The sequence below is a fragment of the Sinomonas cellulolyticus genome (assembly GCF_014656475.1).
In the GTDB taxonomy this organism is placed as follows: Bacteria; Actinomycetota; Actinomycetes; order Actinomycetales; family Micrococcaceae; genus Sinomonas; species Sinomonas cellulolyticus.
The window spans coordinates 1-21,952 of the sequence record NZ_BNCM01000012.1 but is presented as its reverse complement, the minus strand read 5'-3'; the positions used below and the strand labels follow the sequence as shown (position 1 = coordinate 21,952).

Here is a 21,952-nt window from a genome sequence, read left to right as displayed (position 1 = left end):
CCGCGGCGCCGCGCCGACGCCGTCAGCCGAAGAGCTTCACGGGTTTCACGATGTCCGCGTAGATGAGCAGGACGCTCATCGCGATCAGCACGCTCGCCACGACGTAGGTCAGCGGCAGGAGCTTGGCGATGTCGAACGGCCCGGGGTCAGGCCGTTTGCGCCAGGCGGCGACGCGCCGTCGTGCGCCCTCGTAGAGCGCGCCCGCGACGTGGCCGCCGTCGAGCGGCAGGAGCGGGATGAGGTTGAACACGGCCAGGGCGAGGTTCACTCCGGCGAGGATGCCCACGAGCGTCGCGATGCGGGCGTTGAGCGGGACGTCCTCCATGGCGGCGACCTCGCCGGCCACCCGGCCCACGCCGACCACGCTGATCGGGCCGTTCGGGTCGCGCGGCGCGCTGCTGAACGCAGCCTGCCCCACCGCGATGACGCGTGCCGGGAGATTCACGACGACGCCGGCCACCTGGGCGATGCTGTCGCCGACGGCGGGGAGGACGCTCGTGGCGGGCTGGGGCACGAGGGCCTGCTGGGAACCGATGCCGAGGAAGCCGGCCTGGACGGTCTGGTACGAGCCGTCAGCGTTCTTCACGGCCTGCCCGTTGGCGCCGATCACGGGGCGTTCGCTGAGCACGGGCGTGACCGTCGTCTGGATCTCGGAGCCGCCGCGCTTGAGCGTGACGGTGACCTCGCGGCCCGCGGAGTCCCGGATCCAGGTGGTCAGCTGGTCCCAGTCCGTGACCCTCTGGCCGTTGAAGGCGACCACGGTGTCCCCCGGCTGCAGGCCGGCCGCCGCGGCCGGGGTCTTGGTGCAGGTCGCGGGGTTGGTGTCCTGGCTGCCGGTCTGGGAGCCGTTGGCCGTCTGGGTGACCATGCAGGCCGAGACGGTGGCGATCTGCGTCGTGGGCTGCGGCGTGCCGAATCCCATGAGCAGGATGGTCGTGAAGAGCACCCCGAGGAGGATGTTCATGGCCGGGCCGCCGAGCATGATGATGATCTTCTTCCACACCGGCAGCTGGTAGAACAGCCGGCCGTGGTCCTCAGGACGGACCTCCTCGTGCGCCTGGTCCCGGGCAGCCTCGGCGAGGCTCTGGAACATTCCCGTGCTGGACTGGCGCACCGAACCGTCCGCGGTGTTGGGCGGGTACATCCCCACCATCGCCACGTATCCGCCGAGCGGGAGGGCCTTGAGGCCGTACTCCGTCTCTCCGCGCCTACGGGAGAAGACGGTGGGCCCGAACCCGATCATGTACCGGGTGACGCGGACTCTGAACAGCTTGGCGGGCACGAGGTGGCCCACTTCATGCAGGGCGATGGACACGGCGATGCCCACGGCGACGAACACGACGCCGAGGATGAACAGGACGGTGGGGTTCACAGGGACTCCTTGGACTTCTGCGTACCCAAACGCTCGTTGGCCCGCGCGCGTGCCCACTCCTCGGCCGCAAGCACGGAATCCACAGAGAGCTCCGAGGAACCTCCATGCTCGTTCAGCACGGCCTCCACGGTGTCGACGATCTCGAGGAACCCGATCCGGCCCTCGTGGAAGGCCTCGACGGCCTCCTCGTTCGCGGCGTTGAACACGGCGGGGAAGGTGCTTCCCCGCTTCGCGGCGTCCCGCGCGATCTCCACGGCCGGGAAGGCGGCCTCGTCGAGCGGCTCGAACGTCCACGCGGTGGACCGTGTCCAGTCGCAGGGCGCGGCGGCGCCCGGCACGCGGTCGGGCCAGCCGAGCCCGAGGGCGATCGGCAGGCGCATGTCCGGCGGGCTCGCCTGGGCGATGACGGAGCCGTCGGTGAACTGCACCATGGAGTGGACCACGGACTGGGGATGCACGACGACGTCGATCGCCTCGAGGGGGACGCCGAAGAGGAGGTGCGCCTCGATGAGCTCGAGGCCCTTGTTCACGAGGGTGGCCGAGTTCGTCGTGACCACCCTGCCCATGTCCCACGTGGGGTGGTTGAGCGCCTGCGCGGGGGTGGCATCGGCGAGCTCGGCCCGGGTCCGGCCGCGGAACGGGCCGCCCGAGGCGGTGAGGATGAGCTTGGCGACCTCGTCCGCCCGACCTGCCCGCAGGCACTGGGCGATGGCGGAGTGCTCCGAGTCGACGGGGACGATCTGCCCCGGCGCGGCCGCCCCCGTCACGAGCGTCCCGCCCACGATGAGGCTCTCCTTGTTCGCGAGCGCGAGGGACGCCCCCGAGGCGAGGGCAGCGAGCGTCGGAGCCAGGCCGATGCTGCCCGTGATGCCGTTGAGCACGACGTCGGCCGGGCCACTCTCGCCGCTGAACGAGGCGATGCGGGTGGAGGCATCGGGTCCGGCGAAGAGCTCCGGGGTGTACCCGGTCACTCGGTGGGCGGCGGCTTCCCCGTCGATCAGGGCCCGCAGCTCGTCCACATCGCCCGAGGCGATGCCGATCGCCTCCGCGCGCGTGCGGACGGCCTGGGTCGCGAGGAGCCCGAGGCTGTGGCCGCCCGCGCTCAGCGCGGTGACGCGGAACCGGTGCGGGGCGCCGTCGACCACGTCCAGGGCCTGGGTGCCGATGCTGCCGGTCGAGCCGAGGATGACGACGGAACGCTGGGTCTCGCGGGAGGGCTCGCCGGGTTTCTGCATGTCTGCCAGTATCCCGCACGGCCGCCGCCGAGGGCGAAGGGAGCGGGGCAGGACGAGAGCTCTGAGACTGAGGGCACAGCCCAGTCTGCGCTCGGGGCTTCCTCGGCGGAAGCCGTCCAGCGGCGGGAGTTCCACGCACGAAAGGCCACGCCGGGCTCATCGTGCCCTCGCCCTCGCGGCCCATCTGGGCCAGCATGGAGGCATGACTGAGATCAGCAGCACCGACCTCACCGAGCAGCCGACCGCCGTCGTGCGCGCCACCGTCCGCACCGACGAGCTCCGGCCCTTCTTCGACGGCGTCTTCGGCAAAGTCGTCGCGGCCGTGCAGAGCGCCGGGGCACGCGTGGTCGGGCCACCGTTCGCGATGTACCACGGGATGCCGACGGAGACCATCGACGTCGAGGCCGGATTCCCCGTGGCGGGACCTTTCGCCGACGGCGGCGGCGTCACCGCGAGCGTGCTCCCCGGCGGCCCCGCGGTCCAGGCCATGCACATCGGCCCGTACGAGGGGCTCTCCGAGACCTACCGGGAGATGACCGAGTGGATGCGCAGCAAGGGCCTCACCCCGGGCGAGAGCATGTGGGAGGTATACCTCAGCGACCCCGAGGCGGAGTCAGACCCGGCGAGCTGGCGCACGCAGGTGTTCTGTCCGACACGCTGACCGACGCATCGGGATGCGTTCAGCGCCCCTGACCGGCGCGCCCGACCACGGTCTGGGCGTGCCGCAGGATGGGACCGTCGACCATCTTCCCCTCGTACTGGAACACCCCGGTCCCTGCGGCCTCGGCAGCGGCGAGGAGCGCTCGGGCGGCGGCGACCGCCTCGTCCGAGGGAGCATAGGCGGCCCGTACGGCGGCGACCTGGCGGGGGTGGATGCAGGCCTTCGCGGCGAATCCTGAGGCGACGGCGTCCTCGACCTCGGCGGCGAGGCCGTCGACGTCGGGGATGTCGGTGTAGACGGCGTCGACGGCCGCCTTCCCGTTGGCGCCGGCCGCGAGGAGCACGGCGGACCGGGCATGCAGGGCGACGGCACGGTACGCGCCGTCGTGCCTCCGGCTCGACGTCCCGCCGAGGGATGCCACGAGGTCCTCGGCGCCCCACATGAGGGCCACGGTGTTGGGCTGGGCGGCGATCGCCGGAGCGGCCAGGACCCCGGCCGCCGTCTCGCACAGCGCGACGACCCGGTAGGGCCGCAGGAGGGCCAGCTGGTTCGCCGACTCGGCCTTGGCGAGCATCACGGTCCGGTAGGCCGTCGCCTCAAGCGCCTCGAGGTCCGCCTCGAAGTGCACCGAGTCGGCCGAGTTCACGCGCACAATCGTCCGCTCCGGGTCCAGCGGCGTCTCCGCGAGGTTGAGCCGCGCGTCTGCCTTGGCATCCGGCGCCACCGCGTCCTCGAGGTCGAGGATCACCGCGTCGGCACGCTCGGCCGCCTTGGCGAAGCGCTCTGGGCGGTCGGCCGGGCAGAAGAGCAGGGCCGGACCCATGGCAAACGGGTCAGTCATCTCGGTCACTGGCGTGCGCATCCTCAGTCCACATGAGGCACGAGCGCCGCGCCCGTGCCACGACAGTTCCGTCCTGATTGCGGCCGGTGTGCTCGAACGTCACGATTCCCTGGCCCGGCCGCGACGCCGAGAGCCGCTTCTCGACGACGGTGGTCTCGGTGTAGAGCGTATCGCCGTGGAACAGGGGGTGCGGGAACGCGACGTCCGTGAGCCCCAGCTGCGCCACGATCGTGCCCTGGGTCAGCTGTGCCACCGACTGGCCGACCATGGTCGAGAGTGTGAACATCGAGTTCATGAGCCTCTGCCCGAAGGGCTGGCCCGCGCTCCAGGCCGCATCGAGGTGGAGGGCCTGCGTGTTCATCGTGAGCGTCGTGAAGAGGACGTTGTCCGCCTCGGTGACGGTGCGCCCGGGCCTCGCGGCATAGACCACGCCCTCCTCGAGCTCGTCGTAGTACAGGCCGCGCTGGACGACGGCGCGCGGCGGCTCCCCGAACTGGGCCTCGGCGGCGCGGCGCTCAAGGCCCGAGGTGGGCTCAGGGCCCGAGGTGGGATTAGGGCTCGACGTGGGATCAGGGCTCGTTGTCATGGATCTCCACCTCGAGGTCAGTGCCCGTGGCGGCCTGCACCTGCTCCTCGGTCACACCAGGGGCGAGTTCGCGCAGCACGAGGACGGGTCCGGAGCCTGGCTCCATCCCCGCGCCCACGATGTCTCCGTCGGTGCTGCGCACCACGTCGATCACGGCAAGGTCGGTGATGATGCGGTCCACGCAGCCACGGCCGGTGAGCGGCAGGGTGCACTCGGACAGGATCTTCGGATTCCCGTTCCTGTCCGTGTGCTCCATCATGACGATGAGCCGCTTGGCGCCGAACACGAGGTCCATCGCGCCGCCCATGCCCTTGACCATCTTGCCCGGGATCATCCAGTTCGCGAGGTCTCCGTTCCGGGAGACCTGCATGGCGCCGAGCACCGCCACATCGACGTGTCCGCCGCGCACCATGCCGAAGGATGTGGCGGAATCGAAGAACGCGGCCCCCTTGTTGACCGTCACGGTCTCCTTGCCTGCGTTGATGAGGTCCGGATCCACGTCCTCGTCCCGGGGGTACGGGCCCGTCCCGAGGATCCCGTTCTCCGAGTGCAGGACCACCTCGACGCCGTCGGGGATGTAATTGGGGATGAGCGTGGGCATGCCGATGCCCAGATTGACGTACTGTCCGTTCTCGAGCTCCTTGGCGACGCGGGCGGCGAGCTCATTGCGGCTCCAGGGCATCAGGAGGCCTCCTCGGTGGTCTGCGGCGCCGGGGGCGTCGACACGGTCCGCTTCTCAATCCTCTTCTCGCCGTGCGGGCTCCCGAGGGGAACGTGGACCACCCGCTGGACGAAGATGCCCGGCAGGTCGATGGTCTCGGGGTCGAGCTCGCCGGGCTCCACGAGCTCCTCGACCTCTGCGATCGTGGTCTTCCCGGCCATGGCGCAGAGGGGATTGAAGTTCATCGCCGTCGCGTGGAACACGAGGTTTCCGTGCCGATCGCCCTTCTGGGCGTGCACGAGCGCGAAGTCCGGGGTGAGCGATTCCTCCAGGACGAACTCCGAGCCGTTGAAGGTGCGCACCTCCTTGGGCGAGGACGCGAGCGTGACGTTCCCCTCGGCGTCGTACTTCTGCGGGAGGCCGCCCTCCGCGACGAGGGTGCCCACGCCCGCCGCCGTGTAGAACGCAGGGATGCCGGCGCCGCCGGCGCGGAGCTTCTCGGCAAGGGTGCCCTGCGGAGTGAGGACCACCTCGAGTTCACCGGCAAGGAACTGCCGAGCGAACTCCCTGTTCTCACCCACGTAGGAGCTGATGGTCCGCTCGATGCGGCCGTCCGAGAGGAGGACGCCGAGCCCCCAGTCGTCCACCCCGCAGTTGTTGCTGATCGTGGTCAGCCGCGAGGTGCCCTGACGGTGGAGGGCGTCGATGAGGGCCACGGGGATCCCGCACAGCCCGAACCCCCCGACGGCAAGGGACGCACCATCCCCGATGTCCGCGACCGCCTCCTCGGCGCTCGCCACCACTTTGTCGATCACGTGCCCCTCCTGACCTCGGTGTCCATCTGTGGCCTACGCTACAGTCCCAGCTCCCGTGCGATCAGCATCAGCTGCACCTCAGTGGTGCCCTCGCCGACCTCGAGGATCTTCGAATCGCGGTAGTGGCGGGCCACCGTGGACTCGTTGATGAATCCGTACCCGCCGAAGACCTGGGTCGCGTCGCGCGCGTTGTCCATCGCCGCCTCGCCCGCCACCATCTTGGCGATCGCGGCCTGCGTCTTGAACGGCTTGCCGGCCAGCATCCTGGCTGCGGCGTCGTAGTACGCAAGGCGGGCGGTGTGGGCACGGGCCTGCATGCGGGCGATCTTGAACTGGATGGCCTGGTACTTGCCGATGGCCGTCCCGAAGGCACTGCGCTCCTTGGCGTACTTCACCGAGAGGTCCACGCAGCCCTGGGCGGCACCCGTGCCGAGCGCGGCGATCGCGATCCGGCCCTCGTCCAGGATCGAGAGGAAGTTGGCGTAGCCGCGGCCGCGGGTACCGAGCAGGTTGGCCTCGGGGACGCGGGCGTCCTTGAAGGAGAGCGGGTGTGTGTCCGAGGCGTTCCACCCCACCTTGCTGTACGCCTTCTCGGCGCGGAATCCCGGCGTGCCGGACGGCACGATGATCGTGGAGATCTCCTTACGGGTGGTCCCGTCGGGCCGCTCCTCGGTGCCGGTGACCGCCGTGACGGTCACGAACTTCGTGATGTCCGTCCCCGAGTTCGTGATGAACTCCTTCGAGCCGTTGATGACCCATTCACCAGACCCGTCCGTCCCCTCGAGCCGCGCGTTCGTCTTGGTGCCGCCAGCGTCGGAGCCCGCCTCCGGCTCGGTCAGGCCGAAGCCCGCGAGCGCGCGCCCCGCGGCGAGATCGGGCAGGAGCTCCTCCTTCTGGGCGTCGGTGCCGAAACGGTGGACCGGCATGGCGCCGAGCGAGACGCCGGCCTCGAGGGTGATCGCAACCGACTGGTCCACGCGGCCGAGCTGCTCGAGCGCAAGTGCCAGGGCGAAGTAGTCCCCGCCCATCCCGCCGTACTCCTCCGGGAACGGCAGTCCGAACAGCCCCATCTCGCCCATCTGGGCGACGATCTCGTAGGGGAAGCTGTGCTCCTCGTCGTGCTTGGCGGACACGGGCGCCACCACCTCGTCGGCGAACTCCCGCACCGTGTCTGAGAGCTCCTGGTACTCGTCCGTGAGCTGGAAATCCATGGTTCAGGCTCCTTCGTGCGCTTCGCGCGGGGTGAGATCAGGGGGGATCACTGTGGCGACGACCTGGTCTGCCTTGACCAGGGCGCCGGGGGCAACGTGCAGCTGCACGGTGCCGGGGAGGGCTGCGGTGAGCTGGTGCTCCATCTTCATGGCCTCGACCGAGACGAGGGGCTGGCCCTCCTCGACCCGCTGCCCATTCTCGACCGCGACCGAGACGACCGTGCCGGGCATCGGGGTCCGGACTTCCGGATCAGCCTCGCCCTCGTGGCGGTGCACCGCTGCACGCACCCGCGCGAGCCGCTCTGCCCGCCCCAGCACAGGCAGCGCAACCGACCAACCGCGATCGCCGAGGAATACGGTCCGCTCCCCCGCCGCCGCGATTCCCTGGGCCCAGCGGTAGGGGTGCTCGTCGCCGTCGAGGGTGAGCACGACGACGCCGCCGGCCTCGGCCGCGAGCGTGGCCTTCCGCTCGGCTCCCCTCTCTCCGGCGAGGTCCACGCTCACGCGGACCCCCTCGGGCGTGGACAGCACGTGCACCGTCGCGATGCCGCCGTCCGGCGTGCCGAGGGTGACCCGATGGGCGGCGGCCGCTCCAAGGCGCCACCCGTCGAGGGCCCAAGGACCGGGCGCCGGTCCGCCGGAGACGTCCGCGAGCCGGCCGCCGTCGTGCGCGAGCAGCGCGGCAGCCGCATACTCCGCCTCGCCCGGCGCCCGGAAGGCGAGGGAGTCGAGCCGGCGCTCGATGAGCGTCGTGTCGAGATGGCCGGCCTGTACGTCCGGATCAGCGAGGAGGAGCCTGAGGTACTCGATGTTCGTCGCGACGCCGAGCACCGTGTACTCCCCGAGCGCGGCGTCGAGGGCCGCGAGCGCCTCCGCCCTGTCCTGTCCCCATGCGATGCACTTGGAGAGCATGGGATCGTAGTCGGAGCCGATGGCCAGCCCCTGCTCGAGCGAGCTGTCCACGCGCACGGTCTCACCCGTCGGCTCGTCGAGCAGCTCGATGCGGCCCGTCGCGGGCAGGAAGCCGCGGGCGGGCACCTCGGCGTAGACGCGGGCCTCGATCGCGTGGCCGTCGAGGCGGATGTCCTCCTGGCGCAGGCCGAGGGGTTCGCCGGCGGCCACGCGCAGCTGCTGCTCGACGAGGTCTACCCCTGTGACCATCTCGGTCACGGGGTGCTCCACCTGGAGCCGCGTGTTCATCTCCATGAAGAAGAACTCGTCCGGCGCCTCGTCGGAGACGAGGAACTCGACAGTGCCGGCGCCGACGTATCCCACTGAGCGGGCGGCGTCGCACGCCGCGGCGCCGATACGGGCACGTGTCTGGGCTCCCTTCGGCGTCTCGAAGAGCGGGGAGGGCGCCTCCTCGATCACCTTCTGGTGCCGGCGCTGCAGGGAGCATTCGCGCTCGCCGAGGTGGATGGTGGCGCCGTGCGCGTCGGCGAGGACCTGGACCTCGATGTGCCGGGGCGATCGGACGAGCCGCTCGAGCAGGAGGGTGCCGTCCCCGAAGGCGGCCGTGGCGACGCGGCGTGCGGTCGCGAGGGCGCCGGGAAGATCGGCCGCCGATTCGACGACCTGCATGCCCTTCCCGCCGCCGCCGGCGGACGGCTTGATGAGCAGCGGGTAGCCCACCTCGCGGGCCCTCGCGATGAGCTCGTCGTCGGTGAGGCCCGGTTCCGACACCCCGGGGATCACGGGCACGCCGTAGCCCTTCACGTGGTTCTTCGCCCGGATCTTGTCTCCCATAACGGCGAGCGCCTCCGTGCCGGGCCCCACGAATGCGATCCCGGCCTCCTCGAGGGCGCGGGCAAGCTCCGCGTTCTCGCTGAGGAAGCCGTACCCGGGGTGGACGGCCTCGGCGCCGGTCGCCCGGCATGCCCCGAGGATCGCCGGGATGCTGAGGTAGCTCTGGGCCGCCGCGGCCGGCCCGATCCGGACGGCCTCGTCGGCCTCGTGCACGTGGCGCGCACCGGCGTCGGCATCGCTGTAGACGGCTACGGACGCGATGCCGAGGCGGCGCAGGGTGCGGATCACGCGGCAGGCGATCTCGCCGCGGTTGGCCACGAGCACCTTCCGGAAAGGGGCGGCGGCGGGAGGGGTCACTGGCATCTCGCTCACATCCTGAAGACGCCGAAGGAGGTCTCCGGCAGCGGGCTCTGGGCCACGACGGCGAGGGCCATGCCGAGCACGCGCCGCGTGTCCGCAGGGTCGATCACGCCGTCATCCCAGAGGCGGGCGGTGGAGTAGTAGGGGCTGCCCTGCGATTCGTACTGTTCCCGGATTGGCGCCTTGAACGCCTCCTCGTCGGCAGCCGGCCACTCCTCGCCCCGGGCCTCGAGCTGGTCGCGCTTCACAGTGGCGAGGACCGAGGCCGCCTGATTGCCGCCCATGACGGAGATCCGGCTCGCGGGCCACATCCACAGGAACCGTGGCGAGTAGGCCCGCCCGCACATCGAGTAGTTGCCCGCGCCGAAGGAGCCGCCGATGACGACGGTGAGCTTGGGCACGCGGGTCGTTGCGACGGCAGTGACCATCTTCGCCCCGTGCTTCGCGATACCCCCGCGCTCGGCCTCGCTGCCCACCATGAACCCGGAGATGTTCTGCAAGAACAGCAGCGGGATGCCGCGCTGGTCGCACAGCTCGATGAAGTGGGCCCCCTTCATCGCCGACTCCGAGAACAGCACTCCGTTGTTCGCGACGATCCCCACGGGGTGGCCCTCGAGGCGGGCGAACCCGGTGACGAGGGTGGCGCCGTAGTCCTTCTTGAACTCGTGGAACTCGCTGCCGTCCACGATCCGCGCGATGACCTCACGCACGTCGTAGGGCGCGTTGACATCGGTGGGGACCACGCCGTAGAGCTCGGCCTGGTCGGCCTTGGGCTCGACCGCGGCGCGCACCTCCCACGGCGCGGGCTCCGGCGGGGGCAGCGTCTCGACGATGCTCCGGACGATCTCGAGCGCGTGCTCGTCGTTGTCCGCGAGGTGGTCCGCGACCCCCGAGACCTGGGCGTGGACCTCGCCGCCGCCGAGGTCCTCCGCGGTGACGATCTCCCCGATCGCGGCCTTCACGAGGGGCGGACCGCCGAGGAAGATCGTGCCCTGGTTGCGCACGATGACCGTCTCGTCGCTCATGGCGGGCACATAGGCGCCACCGGCAGTGCACGAGCCGAGGACGGCGGCGATCTGAGGGATCTTGGCCGCAGACAAGCGCGCCTGGTTGTAGAAGATCCGCCCGAAGTGCTCGCGGTCGGGAAAGACCTCGTCCTGCTTGGGCAGGAACGCTCCCCCGGAGTCCACGAGGTAGACGCACGGGAGCCGATTCTCGAGCGCGATCTCCTGCGCCCTCAGGTGCTTCTTGACCGTCATCGGGTAGTACGTTCCGCCCTTGACCGTCGCATCGTTCGAGACCACCATCACGTGGCGTCCATGGACGAGTCCGATGCCGGCGATCACCCCCGCCGCCGGGCACTCGCCGTCGTACATTCCGTCCGCGGCGAGCGGGGCGATCTCCAGGAACGGCGAGCCGTCGTCGAGGAGCACGTCGATGCGCTCGCGCGGCAGCAGCTTGCCGCGGGCCACATGGCGTTCGCGGGAGCGCTCGGGGCCGCCGAGCGCCGCCGCGGCGAGGCGCTCCTTCAGCTCCGCGGCGAGAGCCAGTTGGGCGGACTCGTTCTCGGCGAACACGGGGCCCGCCGGGTCGATCCGGCTGGTCAGGGTCTCCATCGATCCTCCGGTGGGCGGGTTGACGGGATCAACTCAGTTAGTGGTGGCTAACCGAGTTCTAAGTTAATCTGGATTAACTGTGATGTCCAGCACGGGAGGGACATGAGCGAGCCATCCAGTCCCCGCGTCCAGGCCAAGGCCGAGCGCCGGCAGGCGATCCTCGATGCCGCCGCGGGCCTGTTCGCGGCCCAGGGGTTCCCCGGCGCCTCCCTCGAGGACCTCGGGGCCGCGGCCGGGGTCAGCGGACCGGCGATCTACCGGCACTTCCCGGGCAAACAGGCCGTGCTCGGGGCACTCCTGACCGGCGTGAGCGAGGACCTCCTCGCCGGGGGGCAGCGGGTCGCGGCGGCCGAGCACGACGACGCCGCCCGCCTCCGCGCGCTCGTGGACTTCCACGTCGACTTCGCGCTGCGGCAGCCGGACGTGATCCGGGTCCAGGACCGGGACTTCCCCTCGCTGGCGGAGGAGGACCGCGAGCGCGTGCGCGCCCTCCAGCTCGCCTATGTCGACGTGTGGGTGGGCGCGTTGCGCACGCTGCACCCCGGCGTGAGCGCGGCGGAGCTGAGGCTGCGGGCGCAGGCGGTGTTCGGCCTCATCAACTCCACACCGCACTCGGTGCGCCGGAACGGGGGACGTGTGGCAGCGTCCCCCGCCCGGCGGATCCTCACAGCCATGGCGCTGGCGGCGCTCACCGCCCCGGCCTGACCGCTCAACCCGATGCCAGGGACCCCGCAACGGAAGCCCACCGTTGCGGGGTCCCTGCCACACCGTTGCGGGGTCCCTGCCACACCGTTGCGGGGTCCCTGCCACACCGTTGCGGGGTCCCTGCCACACCGTTGCGGGGTCGCTGGCGGTTCACACCATCGTCAGGACCATGCCCGGGTCGGCGAGGACCGCACCGACATCGGCAAGGAACCTCGAGGCCTGCTCGCCGTCGACGAGGCGATGGTCGAAGGACAGCGAAAGCGTCATGACCTGCCGCAGCGCGATCTCGCCCTCGTGCTCCCAGGGGAGCCGCCGGACCTGGCCCATCGCGAGGATGGCTGCCTCGCCGGGGTTGAGGATCGGGGTGCCCGCATCGATCCCGAAGACGCCGATGTTCGTGATCGAGATCGTGCCGCCGGACAGGTCCGCGGGGGCTGTGCGCCCGTCCTTCGCGGTCTGCGCGAGCTCGGCGAGCGCCCCGGCAAGCTCCGCGAGCGAGAGCCGTTCGGCGTCCTTCAGGTTCGGCACCATGAGCCCCCGGGGTGTCGCGGCGGCGATGCCGAGGTTCACGTAGTGGTACTGCACGATCTCCTGTGCGTCCTCGTCCCAGTGGGAGTTCAGGGTCGGGTTGCGGGTGAGGGCAATCAGCAGCGCCTTGGCGACCAGGGTCAGCGGCGTGACCTTGAGGCCCGCGAACGCCCGGCTTGCCTTGAGCCGGCCGATGAGGTCCATGGCCGGCGTCACGTCGATCGTGAGGAACTCGCTCGCGTGCGGGGCCGTGAAGGCGCTGGCCACCATGGCCGCCGCTGTGTGCTTGCGCACGCCCTTGATCGGGGAGCGCGTCTCGCGCACGACGCGGCCGGCCCCCTCAGCGGTGGGGGCACCGGCCGCCGGGGTCCCCTCGGGGACTGTGGCCGGCGCGCCTGACGGGGGTGTCTGCGTGCCGATCGAGGCGAGCACATCGTCGCGGGTGATGAGGCCGTGGGCTCCCGTGCCCGTCAGGGAGGTGAGGTCGACGCCGAGGTCCTTCGCGAGCTTGCGGACCGGAGGGGTTGAGCGGGGCCGCTCGGAGGCGGCGCCGCGGGTCGGCTCCGGCGCGGTTTCCTCGGGCGCCATGGGCTCAGGTTCCGCGGACGCGGCTGTGGTCACGGCCGGCTCCGCCGATGCACCACGCTCCGCCGCGGGCGCCTGAGGTTCCTGCGCCGCCGGCTCCACCACCGAGAGGCGGCGCGCTCGGCGCGCTGGGCGCCCCCCGGTCTCGGGCATCGCACCGTAGCCGACCAGAGTCGCCTCGCGCTTCGGCGAGCTCGTCCCGCCGGGTGCGCGGCCGGCGTCGGCCGCCACCTCGAACTCCGCGATCGGCGCGCCGACGGCCACGACGTCTCCCGGCGCCACGAGCAGCGCGGTGACCTTGCCCGCGTAGGGGCTCGGAAGCTCCACGACGGCCTTGGCCGTCTCGACCTCGCCGATGACCTGGTTGAGCGTGACGGTGTCCCCCACCCCGACCCGCCACGAGACGATCTCCGACTCGGTCAGGCCCTCGCCGAGGTCGGGCAGGAGGAAGGCGCGGGTCGTCGTCCCGGGCGTGGGGTCTGCGGCGGCCGCGCTCATGCGTCGTCCTCCATGGAACTGAGCGAGTTGGGGCGGTCCATGGCGCGGTCCACCCCGTCGAGGATCCTGTCGAGATCGGGCAGGTGGTAGAACTCGAGCTTCGACGGCGGGTACGGGACGTCGTACCCCGTGACCCGTACGGGGGCGTGCTCGAGGTGGTAGAAGCACCGCTCGGTGATCTCCGCCGCGAGTTCGGCGCCCAGGCCGAGCGTGCGGGACGCCTCGTGGGCGATCACGAGCCGCCCCGTCTTGCGCACGGATGCCACGAGCGGCCCGTAGTCCACCGGGGACAGGGAGCGCAGGTCGATGACCTCGACCGAGACGCCCTCGTCCTCAGCGGCGACAGCGACATCGAGGCACGTCTTGACCATCGGCCCGTAGGCCACGAGCGTGACGTCCGTGCCCTCCACTGCGACGCGGGCGGAGCCCAGCCCGAGGCCGCCCACGCTGTCCACGAGGGCCTCGTCGACCTGCCCCTTGTCGTGGTAGCGGCGCTTCGGCTCGAGGAAGACCACCGGATCGTCGCACGCGATGGCCTCCTGGATCATCGTGTACGCGTCCTGGGGGTTCGAGGGTGCAATGACCCGAAGCCCCGCCGTGTGCGCGAAGTACGCCTCCGGCGACTCGGAATGGTGCTCGGGCGAGCCGATGCCGCCGCCGAAGGGCAGCCGGAGTGTGATGGGGACCTTCACGGTGCCCCTCGAGCGGTAGTGGAGCTTGGCCACCTGCGACACGATCTGGTCGAACGCCGGGTAGACGAAGCCGTCGAACTGGACCTCGACGACCGGCCGGTAGCCCCGGTAGGCCATGCCGATCGCGGTGCCCATGATGCCGGACTCGGCCAGCGGGGTGTCGATGACCCGGTGGGCCCCGAAGTCCTTCTGGAGGCCGTCCGTGATGCGGAACACGCCGCCGAGGCGGCCGATGTCCTCGCCCATGAGCACGACCTTGGGGTCCCGCTCCATCGCCTTGCGCAGCCCGGTGTTCAGCGCCTTGGAGAACGTCATCTCGGGCATCAGTGCGCCCCTTCCGTGAAGTCGCTGTAGGCGACCGATTCGGGATGGTCGTCGAAGACTGCGTGGTAGCTCTCGAACTGGCTGCGCTGCCGGTCCAGGACCGCGTGCGGAGCGGCGTAGACGTGCTCGAACAGTTCCTCCGGCTCCGGGTCGGGCATGTGGATGGTCGCCTCCCGGAGCTCGGCGGCGACGGCGTCGGCCTTGGCCGACACCGCGGTGCGGCGCGCACCGTCGAGGATGCCCTCGTGCGTGAGGTAGGCCTCGAAGCGCGAGATCGGGTCCCGCGCCCTCCAGTCCTCGAGCTCGTTGGCGTCCCGGTAGCGGGTCGGGTCGTCCGCTGTCGTGTGGGCGCCCATCCTGTAGGTCACGGCCTCGATATAGGAGGGCCCGTGGCCGGCGCGGGCGTGCTCGAGCGCCTCCCGGGTCACGGCCAGGCACGCGAGCACATCGTTGCCATCCACCCGCACGCTCGGGATCCCGAATCCGGGGGCGCGAAGGGCGATCGGGACGTGCGCCTGCAGGCCCACGGGCTCGGAGATGGCCCAGTGGTTGTTCTGGCAGAACAGCACCACCGGCGCCTGGTAGCTCGCGGCGAAGACCATGGCCTCGTTGACGTCTCCCTGGCTCGTCGCCCCGTCGCCGAAGTAGGTCATGACGGCGGTCTCGGCGCCGTCGAACTGAACGCCCATGGCATAGCCGACGGCGTGCAGCGGCTGCGCGCCGATGACCACCTGGGTGGGGGCCATGTTGAACTCGAAGGGGTCCCAGCCGGCGTTCTGCGTGCCGCGCCACTGCTTCATGAGGTCCTCGGCCGGGATTCCGCGGACGTAGCCGACCGCGATCTCGCGGTAGCTGGCGAAGATGAAGTCGTCGGGACGCGCAGCCCGAGCGGACCCGATCTGCGCGGCCTCCTGGCCGAGGAACGGGGGCCAGAGGGCCACTTGCCCCTGGCGCTGGAGCGCAGTGCCCTCGGCGTCGATGCGCCGGGCGACCACCATGTCCTCGTAGAGTCCCACGAGGGACTCAGGGTCGAGATCGGCCACGAGGCGGTCGTACCGCTCGTGTGGCCGGCGCGTGCCGTCGGGTGAGAGCAGCTGGAGCGGCGACCCGTCGTCGCCCGTCAACATCTGGTAGGTGGACACTGTGGTTCGCATCCCTCTCTGGTCTCGGGAGGCCTGTGGGCCCCCGGGTAAATGTGACCATACTCACAACGCACAGGGGGTACAACCAACCACTCCGAGATTGGTCAGGATGCCCAGATCGGCCCCTCGCGACCGTGCTACTCTGCGCAGCATGCACGTCGTCGACGCGACCGACGCCCGCATCCTGCGGGCCCTCGCCAAGGACCCCCGCCGCACGGTGGTTGCCCTCGCCCAGGAGCTGGGCCTCTCGCGCAACACCGTGCAGGCGCGGCTCGCCCGGCTTGAGAGCGGGCACGCGTTCCTCGCCTTCGACCGGCGCATCAACCCCACGTCCTTGGGCTACCCACTTCTGGCCTTCATCACCGTGCACGTCCAGCAGCGCAAGCTGGCCGAGATCACGGCGCACATCGCCGAGATCCCGGAAGTACTCGAGGGGCACGGCCTCACCGGCACCGCTGACCTGCTCCTGCGCGTGGCAGCCGTGGACGCCGAGGACCTGTTCCGCATCAACGGGAAGATCCTCGCGGTGGACGGGGTCGAGCGGACGGACACGGCGCTCGCCATGGGAGAGCTCATCCCCTTCAGGATGGATCCCCTCCTGGCAAGGGGACCCCGGCCGCCTGCCTAGCGGGGACGGTGCCGCAAGCGCCGGAGCCCCGGTGCACGACGGCGGGCGGCGACTTCCGTGGGGAAGCCGCCGCCCGCCGTCGAGCGCTGCACCGCTCGGGTGCGCGGGATGCGCCTAGTGCGAGACCGCCTTCTCGGCACCGATCCCGGTGAGGGAACGGACCTCCATCTCGGCCTGCTTGGCCGGGTCCTCACGGCGCTTGTCGAGCACCGTGCCGAGCCAGCCGAGGGCGAAGGCGAGCGGGATCGAGATGATGCCCGGGTTGCTCAGCGGGAACCACGCGAAGTTCGCGCCCGGGATCATCGAGGTCTTCGCCCCCGAGACCACCGGGGAGAAGGTGATGAGCAGGATCGCGGAGGCGAGGCCCCCGTAGATGCTCCACAGCGCGCCCTGGGTGGTGAACTTCTTCCAGAAGAGCGAGTAGAGGATCGTCGGGAGGTTGGCCGACGCTGCGACCGCGAACGCGAGGGCCACGAGGAACGCGACGTTCTGGCCGTTGGCGAAGATGCCTCCGATGATCGCGAAGATGCCGATCACCACCACGGTGCGGCGGGCGACCTTGACCTCGGATGCCGGGGTCGTCTTGCCCTTGGCGAGGACATTCGCGTAGATGTCGTGGGCGAACGAGGCCGCAGCCGTGATCGTGAGTCCCGCCACCACCGCGAGGATCGTGGCGAACGCGACGGCCGAGATGAAGCCGAGGAGGAGCGGGCCGCCGAGCTGGAACGCGAGCAGCGGGGCCGCGGAGTTGACGCCGCCGGGAGCGGCCTTGATGGCGTCCGGGCCGATGAGGGCCGCCGCGCCGTAGCCGAGCACGAGGGTGAAGAGGTAGAACGCGCCGATGAGCCAGATGGCCCAGACCACCGACTTGCGGGCCTCCTTCGCGGTGGGCACCGTGTAGAAGCGCATAAGCACGTGCGGCAGGGCCGCGGTGCCGAGCACGAGGGCGAGGCCCAGGGAGACGAAGTCGAGCTTGGACGTGTCGCTCTTGCCGTACGCGAGGCCCGGGTTGAGGATCTTGTCCCCGGCGGCCCCGGCGCTCTCGACGGCGCTGCCCAGCAGCGCCGAGAGGTTGAACCCGTTGATGGCGAGGACCCACATGGTCATGGCGAACGCGCCGATGATCAGCAGCACGGCCTTGATGATCTGCACCCACGTGGTGCCCTTCATGCCGCCGAGGAGGACGTACATGATCATGAGGGCGCCCACCACGGTGATGACGATCGCCTGGCCGCCCCAGTCGGAGATGCCCAGCAGGAGCGCGATGAGCGCGCCCGCGCCGGCCATCTGCGCGAGGAGGTAGAAGAAGCAGACCGCGAGCGTCGAGATCGCCGCGGCGATGCGGACCGGCCTCTGGCGCAGGCGGAACGAGAGGACGTCCGCCATCGTGAACTTGCCCGTGTTGCGCAGGAGCTCGGCGACCAGCAGCAGCGCCACGAGCCATGCCACGAGGAACCCGATCGAGTACAGGAAGCCGTCGTAGCCATTGACGGCGATCGCACCCGTGATGCCGAGGAACGAGGCGGCCGAGAGGTAGTCGCCGGCGATCGCCGTCCCGTTCTGGCCGCCCGTGAAGGAGCGGCCACCCGCGTAGTAGTCGGCTGCGGTCTTGTTGTTCTTGCTGGCCCGCAGCACGATCACGATCGTCACGGCCACGAAGAGGCCGAAGATGGTCATGTTGAGCCACGAGGTGCTCTGGAGGCTGGCTGCCACGTTCATCGCGTGCTCCCCTCGGCGTCGGCGCCCGTTGCGGCCGCGGTGCCGTTGTCGAAGTCATGGTGCTCGATCTCGGTGCGGATGGACTCCGCTGCCGGGTCGAGCTTCCTGTTGGCGTGGCTGACGTACCAGGCCGTGATGCCGAAGGTCGTCACGAACTGCAGCAGGCCGAGGATGAGGCCGAGGTTGATGTTCCCGGCCACCTTGATGGACATGAAGTCATGTGCGTAGTCGGCGAGCAGGACGTACATGAAGTACCAGAGCAGGAACGCTCCGGCGATGGGGAACACGAAGCTGCGGTGGCTCTTGCGCAGGGTGCGGAACTCGCTGCTGGACTGGACCAGCTGGAAGTCCGGGTGCGGGGCCGTGGCGGCCGTCGCGTCCCGGGAGGCGTCGTTGCCCATGGATCCTCCGTATCGTGCCGGACGTCCCGCCCGGCGGATGAGTGATGTGCATCACTCTGGCCGCCGGTGCGCCGCGCGTGCCAGCGCCGTCGGACGCGGATCGCCCAACGGCCGTCTGCGTGCGCCGAGCGGCACACCCTCGACGCCGAACGGCGGCGCTCACGCGCGGTCGCCGCGGGCTCGGTGGCCTTGCCCGCCGTCGGCCGCGTAGCCGCCCGCTAGCCTTGCTGCATGTCCCCTGACGTCCTCACGTTCGCCGCACTCGTCCTCGTGCTCGCGGTGGGTGCCGGGGTGGGCGCCGTGGCGTGGCGCGTGTGGCGCGGCCGCCGGGACTTCGGCAGCGAGGCGGAGCGGGCCAGCTACACGATCCTCCACTCGGCAGCACAGGCTGGAAGGTACCTCAGGAGCGGCCTCGAGCCGGAGGGCGCCGCCAAGGCCGCACGCCACCTGCGCTCCATGCTCGGCGCCCCTGCGCTCGCCCTCACCGACGAGTCCCGGCTCCTTGCGTGGGACGGCGAGGGAACGGCGCATGCGGGGACGGTGATGGGCCTCGCCGAGAAGACGCTCGCCCAGGGGCGGGTCCGCGTCGCACACGACGACGAGCTCGACTGCGCCGCAGCCGGCTGCACCGCGGCGGACTGCCAGCTGCGCGAGGCAGTCGTGGCACCCGTCAGGGCTGGCGGCCGGGTCATCGGCACGGTGGTGGCCTTCTCGCCGTCGGCCGGTGCCGGTCTCGTGCGCGCCGCCGGCGAGGTGGCGGACTGGGTGGCCACCCAGGCGGAGCTGGCGGAACTGGACCGCTCCCGGACGCTGCTCATGGAGGCGGAGGTCCGCGCCCTCCGGGCGCAGATCAGTCCGCACTTCATCTACAACTCCCTCACGGCAATCGCCTCCTACATCCTCACCGACCCTGCCCGGGCACGCGAGCTCGTGGTCGAGTTCGCGGACTTCACCCGGTACTCGTTCCGCCGCCACGGCGACTTCACCACGCTCTCGGAGGAGCTGCGCAGCATCGACCAGTACCTCCTCCTCGAGCGGGCGCGGTTCGGCGAGAGGCTGCAGGTGAGCCTGCGCATCGCCCCTGAGGTCCTGGGCACGCTCATCCCCTTCCTGAGCCTCCAGCCGCTCGTCGAGAACGCCGTCCGGCACGGCCTCGAGGCGCGCGAGGGCGTCGGCCACATCAGCATCACCGCGGAGGACACCCCTCACGAGGCGGTCGTGCAGATCGAGGACGACGGCGCGGGCATGGACCCGGAGCGTCTGCGGGACGTCCTCGCCGGGCACGCGGGGGGCGCCCACGTAGGCCTGCGCAACGTCGATGCGCGGCTGCGCCAGGTGTACGGCGACGACCACGGGCTGGTCGTCGAGACCGCACCCGGCCAGGGCACGCTCATCACGATGCGCATCCCGAAGTCGCAGCCCCAGCACGAGGTGCGGCCGCCAGTAGACTGAGGCGCATGATCACCGCCCTCGTCGTCGACGACGAGCTGCCCGCTGTGCAGGAGCTCTCCTACCTGCTGGGCCGTGATGGGCGCATCGGCGCCGTCCACTCCGCAACGTCCGGCACAGAGGCCCTGAAGGTCCTCGAGCGCGAGGAGGTGGACGCCATCTTCCTCGACATCCACATGCCCGGGCTCAGCGGGCTCGAGCTTGCCCGGGTGATCGCGCGCTTCTCGGCGCCCCCGGCCGTCGTCTTCGTCACCGCGGACGATGACCATGCGCTCGAGGCGTTCGACGTCGCGGCGGTCGACTACCTGCTCAAGCCGGTGCGTCCGCAGCGGCTCGAGCGCTGCATCGGCCGGATTGCCGAGCAGCGCGAGGGGAACCGGCCCCCGGCCGAGGCGGCGCCCGAGATGATCACCGTCGAGCAGGCCGGCGTGACGCGCATGATCCGCCGCGACGATGTGGCCTTCGTCCAGGCGCAGGGCGACTACGCCCGCCTCCACACGGCGGAGGGGTCGTACCTCGTCCGGGTCCCGCTCAGCGATCTCGAACGGCAGTGGGGCTCCTCGGGGTTTGTCCGCATCCACCGCTCCTACCTGGTGGCGATGGACGCCGTGCAGCAGCTGCGGCTCGGGGGCTCGCAGCCAACGGTCGTGGCGGCCGGGAGCGAGCTGCCGGTGAGCCGCAGGAGCCTGCCCGGGCTTCGGGAACGGCTCGCGGCGAGCCGGATCCGGCCGCTCCCGTGAGGGGCGCGGCGCGGTGACTGGGCTCGGGGACGGAGAGCGCCGGATCGACCGGAGCCAGCGCGTCCGCGTCACGGCCCCGCTCTCGAGTGCCGCCCGGGTGCCCAAGGCACCCTCCCTCTCCCGGGAGGTGGCGGAGCAGTCCGAGATCGGCGCAGTCGTCCTGCGCTCGCTCCTGCGCGCGCAGCTGCGCCTCGGCGCCCTCGTGGCGGGGGCCTTCCTCGCTGCCGTCGCAGCCCTGTGGGGCGTCTCGCAGCTCGCCGGGTCACTCCCGTGGCTGCCCGGCCTGCCGCTGCGCTGGCTCCTCGTCGGACTGCTCCCCTATCCTGCTGCGGTGCTCGCCGGCATCGCCTACTACCGGGGAGCCACCCGGAATGAGCAGCGCTACGCGGAGCTCCTCGAGGACCACGGATGAGTCCGGCCCTCGGGCTCACGGCGCTCGGCGTGGTGGCCGTGGCGACAGTCCTCGTCGGCTTCTACGGGCTGAGGATCTCGCGCACCACGAGCGACTTCTACGTCGCCTCCCGCACGGTGCGGCCCTGGTGGAATGCCTCCGCGATCGGCGGCGAGTACCTCTCCGCCGCGAGCTTCCTCGGAGTGGCCGGCCTCATCATGGTCAGCGGATCCGAGGCCCTCTGGTACCCCGTCGGATACACGGCCGGGTTCCTCATGCTCCTGCTGTTCGTCGCCGCCCCCCTGCGCCGTTCGGGCGCCTACACGCTGCCCGACTTCACAGCGGCCAGGCTGGGGTCGCTCGCGGCGCGGCGCACCACGAGCGTCCTCGTCGTGCTGATCGGCTGGCTGTACATCGTCCCCCAGCTCCAGGGCGCCGCGCTTGCCGTCCGCATCACGACGGGGCTGCCCGGGTGGGTCGGATCAGTGTCGGTGGTGGCCGTCGTCGTGTGCGCCGTCATGATCGGCGGCATGCGCTCGATCACGTTCGTGCAGGCGTTCCAGTTCTGGCTCAAGCTCGGGGCCCTCGCGATCCCGGCGGTGTTCCTCGTCCTGCTGCTCGCGGGGCGCGGCGCGCCGGTTCTCCCCGACGGAGTGGGCGTGCTGGCCCCGTCGGGCGTGACGGACGGGGCCGGGCACGACGGCGGGTACCGCACCTTCTCGCTGCTCCTCGCCCTGCTCTTCGGCACCCTCGGGCTCCCCCACGTGCTCGTGCGCTTCTACACGAACCCCGACGGGCGCACGGCGCGGCGCACCACCGTCATCGTCCTCGGCCTGCTGTCAGTGTTCTACCTGTTCCCCACGGCGTTCGGCGCGATAGGACGCCTCGCCGCTCCGGACCTGGCGAGCGAGGGGGATGCCCTCGCCATCCTCCTGCCGGAGCGGCTGCTCGGAGGCCCGCTCGGCACGGCACTCTCCGCCCTCCTGAGTTTGGTCATTTGCTTAGTGCCTGAGATTTCCCGGTGGTGAGGGCGTCGAGGATGGCCT

The 21,952-nt window shown here is 70.9% G+C and carries 20 protein-coding genes and 1 pseudogene; 7 read left to right on the top strand and 14 right to left on the bottom strand.

What is annotated here, in order from left to right:
• Nucleotides 1-22: 22 nt before the first annotated feature.
• Nucleotides 23-1,372 carry a M50 family metallopeptidase gene (locus tag IE231_RS14070; RefSeq protein ID WP_189694614.1) on the bottom strand — a complete coding sequence of 450 codons (1,350 nt, stop codon included), beginning with the start codon at nt 1,370-1,372 and terminating at the stop codon, nt 23-25.
• Nucleotides 1,369-2,607: a 1-deoxy-D-xylulose-5-phosphate reductoisomerase gene (dxr, locus tag IE231_RS14065; RefSeq protein ID WP_189694613.1), complete on the bottom strand. Its 1,239-nt coding sequence runs from the start codon at nt 2,605-2,607 to the stop codon at nt 1,369-1,371. The genes IE231_RS14070 and dxr overlap by 4 nt, the downstream gene beginning before the upstream one ends.
• A 202-nt stretch (nt 2,608-2,809) precedes the next feature.
• Between dxr and IE231_RS14060 the strand changes: the two genes are divergently transcribed.
• The gene (locus IE231_RS14060) at nt 2,810-3,268 is read left to right on the top strand and encodes a GyrI-like domain-containing protein (RefSeq protein ID WP_189694612.1); all 459 of its coding nucleotides are present in this window, start codon (nt 2,810-2,812) and stop codon (nt 3,266-3,268) included.
• A 19-nt stretch (nt 3,269-3,287) separates the two neighbouring features.
• On the opposite strand, the gene IE231_RS14055 is transcribed toward IE231_RS14060, so the two are convergent.
• Genes IE231_RS14055 through IE231_RS14025 form a run of 7 tightly spaced genes read right to left on the bottom strand, consistent with a single transcriptional unit; the run spans nt 3,288 to nt 11,104 of the window.
• On the bottom strand, nt 3,288-4,109 hold the full coding sequence (locus tag IE231_RS14055; protein ID WP_189694706.1) for an HpcH/HpaI aldolase/citrate lyase family protein: 822 nt from the start codon (nt 4,107-4,109) through the stop codon (nt 3,288-3,290).
• The gene (locus IE231_RS14050; protein ID WP_189694611.1) at nt 4,102-4,695 is read right to left on the bottom strand and encodes a MaoC family dehydratase; all 594 of its coding nucleotides are present in this window, start codon (nt 4,693-4,695) and stop codon (nt 4,102-4,104) included. The genes IE231_RS14055 and IE231_RS14050 overlap by 8 nt, the downstream gene beginning before the upstream one ends.
• The gene (locus IE231_RS14045; protein ID WP_189694610.1) at nt 4,679-5,377 is read right to left on the bottom strand and encodes a CoA transferase subunit B; all 699 of its coding nucleotides are present in this window, start codon (nt 5,375-5,377) and stop codon (nt 4,679-4,681) included. The genes IE231_RS14050 and IE231_RS14045 overlap by 17 nt, the downstream gene beginning before the upstream one ends.
• Nucleotides 5,377-6,171, bottom strand: coding sequence for a CoA transferase subunit A (locus IE231_RS14040; protein WP_189694609.1), 795 nt, complete (start codon nt 6,169-6,171; stop codon nt 5,377-5,379). Before IE231_RS14040 ends, IE231_RS14045 begins: the two co-directional genes overlap by 1 nt.
• Before the next feature lie 38 nt (nt 6,172-6,209).
• Nucleotides 6,210-7,382 carry an acyl-CoA dehydrogenase family protein gene (locus IE231_RS14035; RefSeq protein ID WP_189694608.1) on the bottom strand — a complete coding sequence of 391 codons (1,173 nt, stop codon included), beginning with the start codon at nt 7,380-7,382 and terminating at the stop codon, nt 6,210-6,212.
• A gap of 3 nt (nt 7,383-7,385) precedes the next feature.
• On the bottom strand, nt 7,386-9,491 hold the full coding sequence (locus IE231_RS14030; RefSeq protein WP_189694705.1) for an ATP-binding protein: 2,106 nt from the start codon (nt 9,489-9,491) through the stop codon (nt 7,386-7,388).
• 5 nt (nt 9,492-9,496) lie between these two features.
• Entirely contained in the window at nt 9,497-11,104 is a 1,608-nt protein-coding gene (locus IE231_RS14025) for a carboxyl transferase domain-containing protein (RefSeq protein WP_189694607.1), read from the bottom strand.
• Between the two features lie 102 nt (nt 11,105-11,206).
• Here IE231_RS14025 and IE231_RS14020 point away from each other — a divergent pair, with 102 nt between their 5' ends.
• Nucleotides 11,207-11,809 (top strand): SACE_7040 family transcriptional regulator, encoded by a 603-nt coding sequence (locus IE231_RS14020; protein WP_189694606.1) that lies wholly within the window; start codon nt 11,207-11,209, stop codon nt 11,807-11,809.
• A gap of 150 nt (nt 11,810-11,959) precedes the next feature.
• Here IE231_RS14020 and IE231_RS14015 read toward each other — a convergent pair whose 3' ends face one another.
• The 3 genes from IE231_RS14015 to pdhA are packed head-to-tail and all read right to left on the bottom strand — an operon-like array spanning nt 11,960 to nt 15,590.
• Complete coding sequence (locus tag IE231_RS14015) at nt 11,960-13,420, bottom strand: dihydrolipoamide acetyltransferase family protein (protein WP_189694605.1); 1,461 nt, start codon at nt 13,418-13,420, stop codon at nt 11,960-11,962.
• The gene (locus IE231_RS14010; RefSeq protein WP_189694604.1) at nt 13,417-14,436 is read right to left on the bottom strand and encodes an alpha-ketoacid dehydrogenase subunit beta; all 1,020 of its coding nucleotides are present in this window, start codon (nt 14,434-14,436) and stop codon (nt 13,417-13,419) included. The genes IE231_RS14015 and IE231_RS14010 overlap by 4 nt, the downstream gene beginning before the upstream one ends.
• Complete coding sequence (pdhA, locus tag IE231_RS14005) at nt 14,436-15,590, bottom strand: pyruvate dehydrogenase (acetyl-transferring) E1 component subunit alpha (protein WP_229867022.1); 1,155 nt, start codon at nt 15,588-15,590, stop codon at nt 14,436-14,438. The genes IE231_RS14010 and pdhA overlap by 1 nt, the downstream gene beginning before the upstream one ends.
• A gap of 139 nt (nt 15,591-15,729) precedes the next feature.
• Between pdhA and IE231_RS14000 the strand changes: the two genes are divergently transcribed.
• The gene (locus IE231_RS14000) at nt 15,730-16,206 is read left to right on the top strand and encodes an Lrp/AsnC family transcriptional regulator (protein ID WP_189694603.1); all 477 of its coding nucleotides are present in this window, start codon (nt 15,730-15,732) and stop codon (nt 16,204-16,206) included.
• A gap of 114 nt (nt 16,207-16,320) precedes the next feature.
• Here the strand turns inward: IE231_RS14000 and IE231_RS13995 are convergent, their stop codons facing one another.
• Together IE231_RS13995 and IE231_RS13990 are read right to left on the bottom strand one after the other, a co-directional pair.
• Entirely contained in the window at nt 16,321-17,925 is a 1,605-nt protein-coding gene (locus tag IE231_RS13995; RefSeq protein WP_189694602.1) for a monocarboxylic acid transporter, read from the bottom strand.
• Nucleotides 17,922-18,326 (bottom strand): DUF485 domain-containing protein, encoded by a 405-nt coding sequence (locus IE231_RS13990; protein WP_189694601.1) that lies wholly within the window; start codon nt 18,324-18,326, stop codon nt 17,922-17,924. The genes IE231_RS13995 and IE231_RS13990 overlap by 4 nt, the downstream gene beginning before the upstream one ends.
• Before the next feature lie 231 nt (nt 18,327-18,557).
• Between IE231_RS13990 and IE231_RS13985 the strand changes: the two genes are divergently transcribed.
• From IE231_RS13985 to IE231_RS13970, 4 genes and pseudogenes are all read left to right on the top strand, one after another.
• Complete coding sequence (locus IE231_RS13985) at nt 18,558-19,778, top strand: histidine kinase (RefSeq protein ID WP_189694600.1); 1,221 nt, start codon at nt 18,558-18,560, stop codon at nt 19,776-19,778.
• Nucleotides 19,779-19,783: 5 nt separating this feature from the next.
• On the top strand, nt 19,784-20,515 hold the full coding sequence (locus tag IE231_RS13980; protein ID WP_189694599.1) for a LytR/AlgR family response regulator transcription factor: 732 nt from the start codon (nt 19,784-19,786) through the stop codon (nt 20,513-20,515).
• 13 nt (nt 20,516-20,528) lie between these two features.
• Entirely contained in the window at nt 20,529-20,927 is a 399-nt protein-coding gene (locus IE231_RS13975) for a hypothetical protein (RefSeq protein ID WP_189694598.1), read from the top strand.
• A pseudogene (locus IE231_RS13970) lies at nt 20,924-21,892 on the top strand (sodium:solute symporter family transporter); the annotation flags it as partial. The gene IE231_RS13975 and the pseudogene IE231_RS13970, both read left to right, overlap by 4 nt.
• Nucleotides 21,893-21,952: the final 60 nt, after the last annotated feature.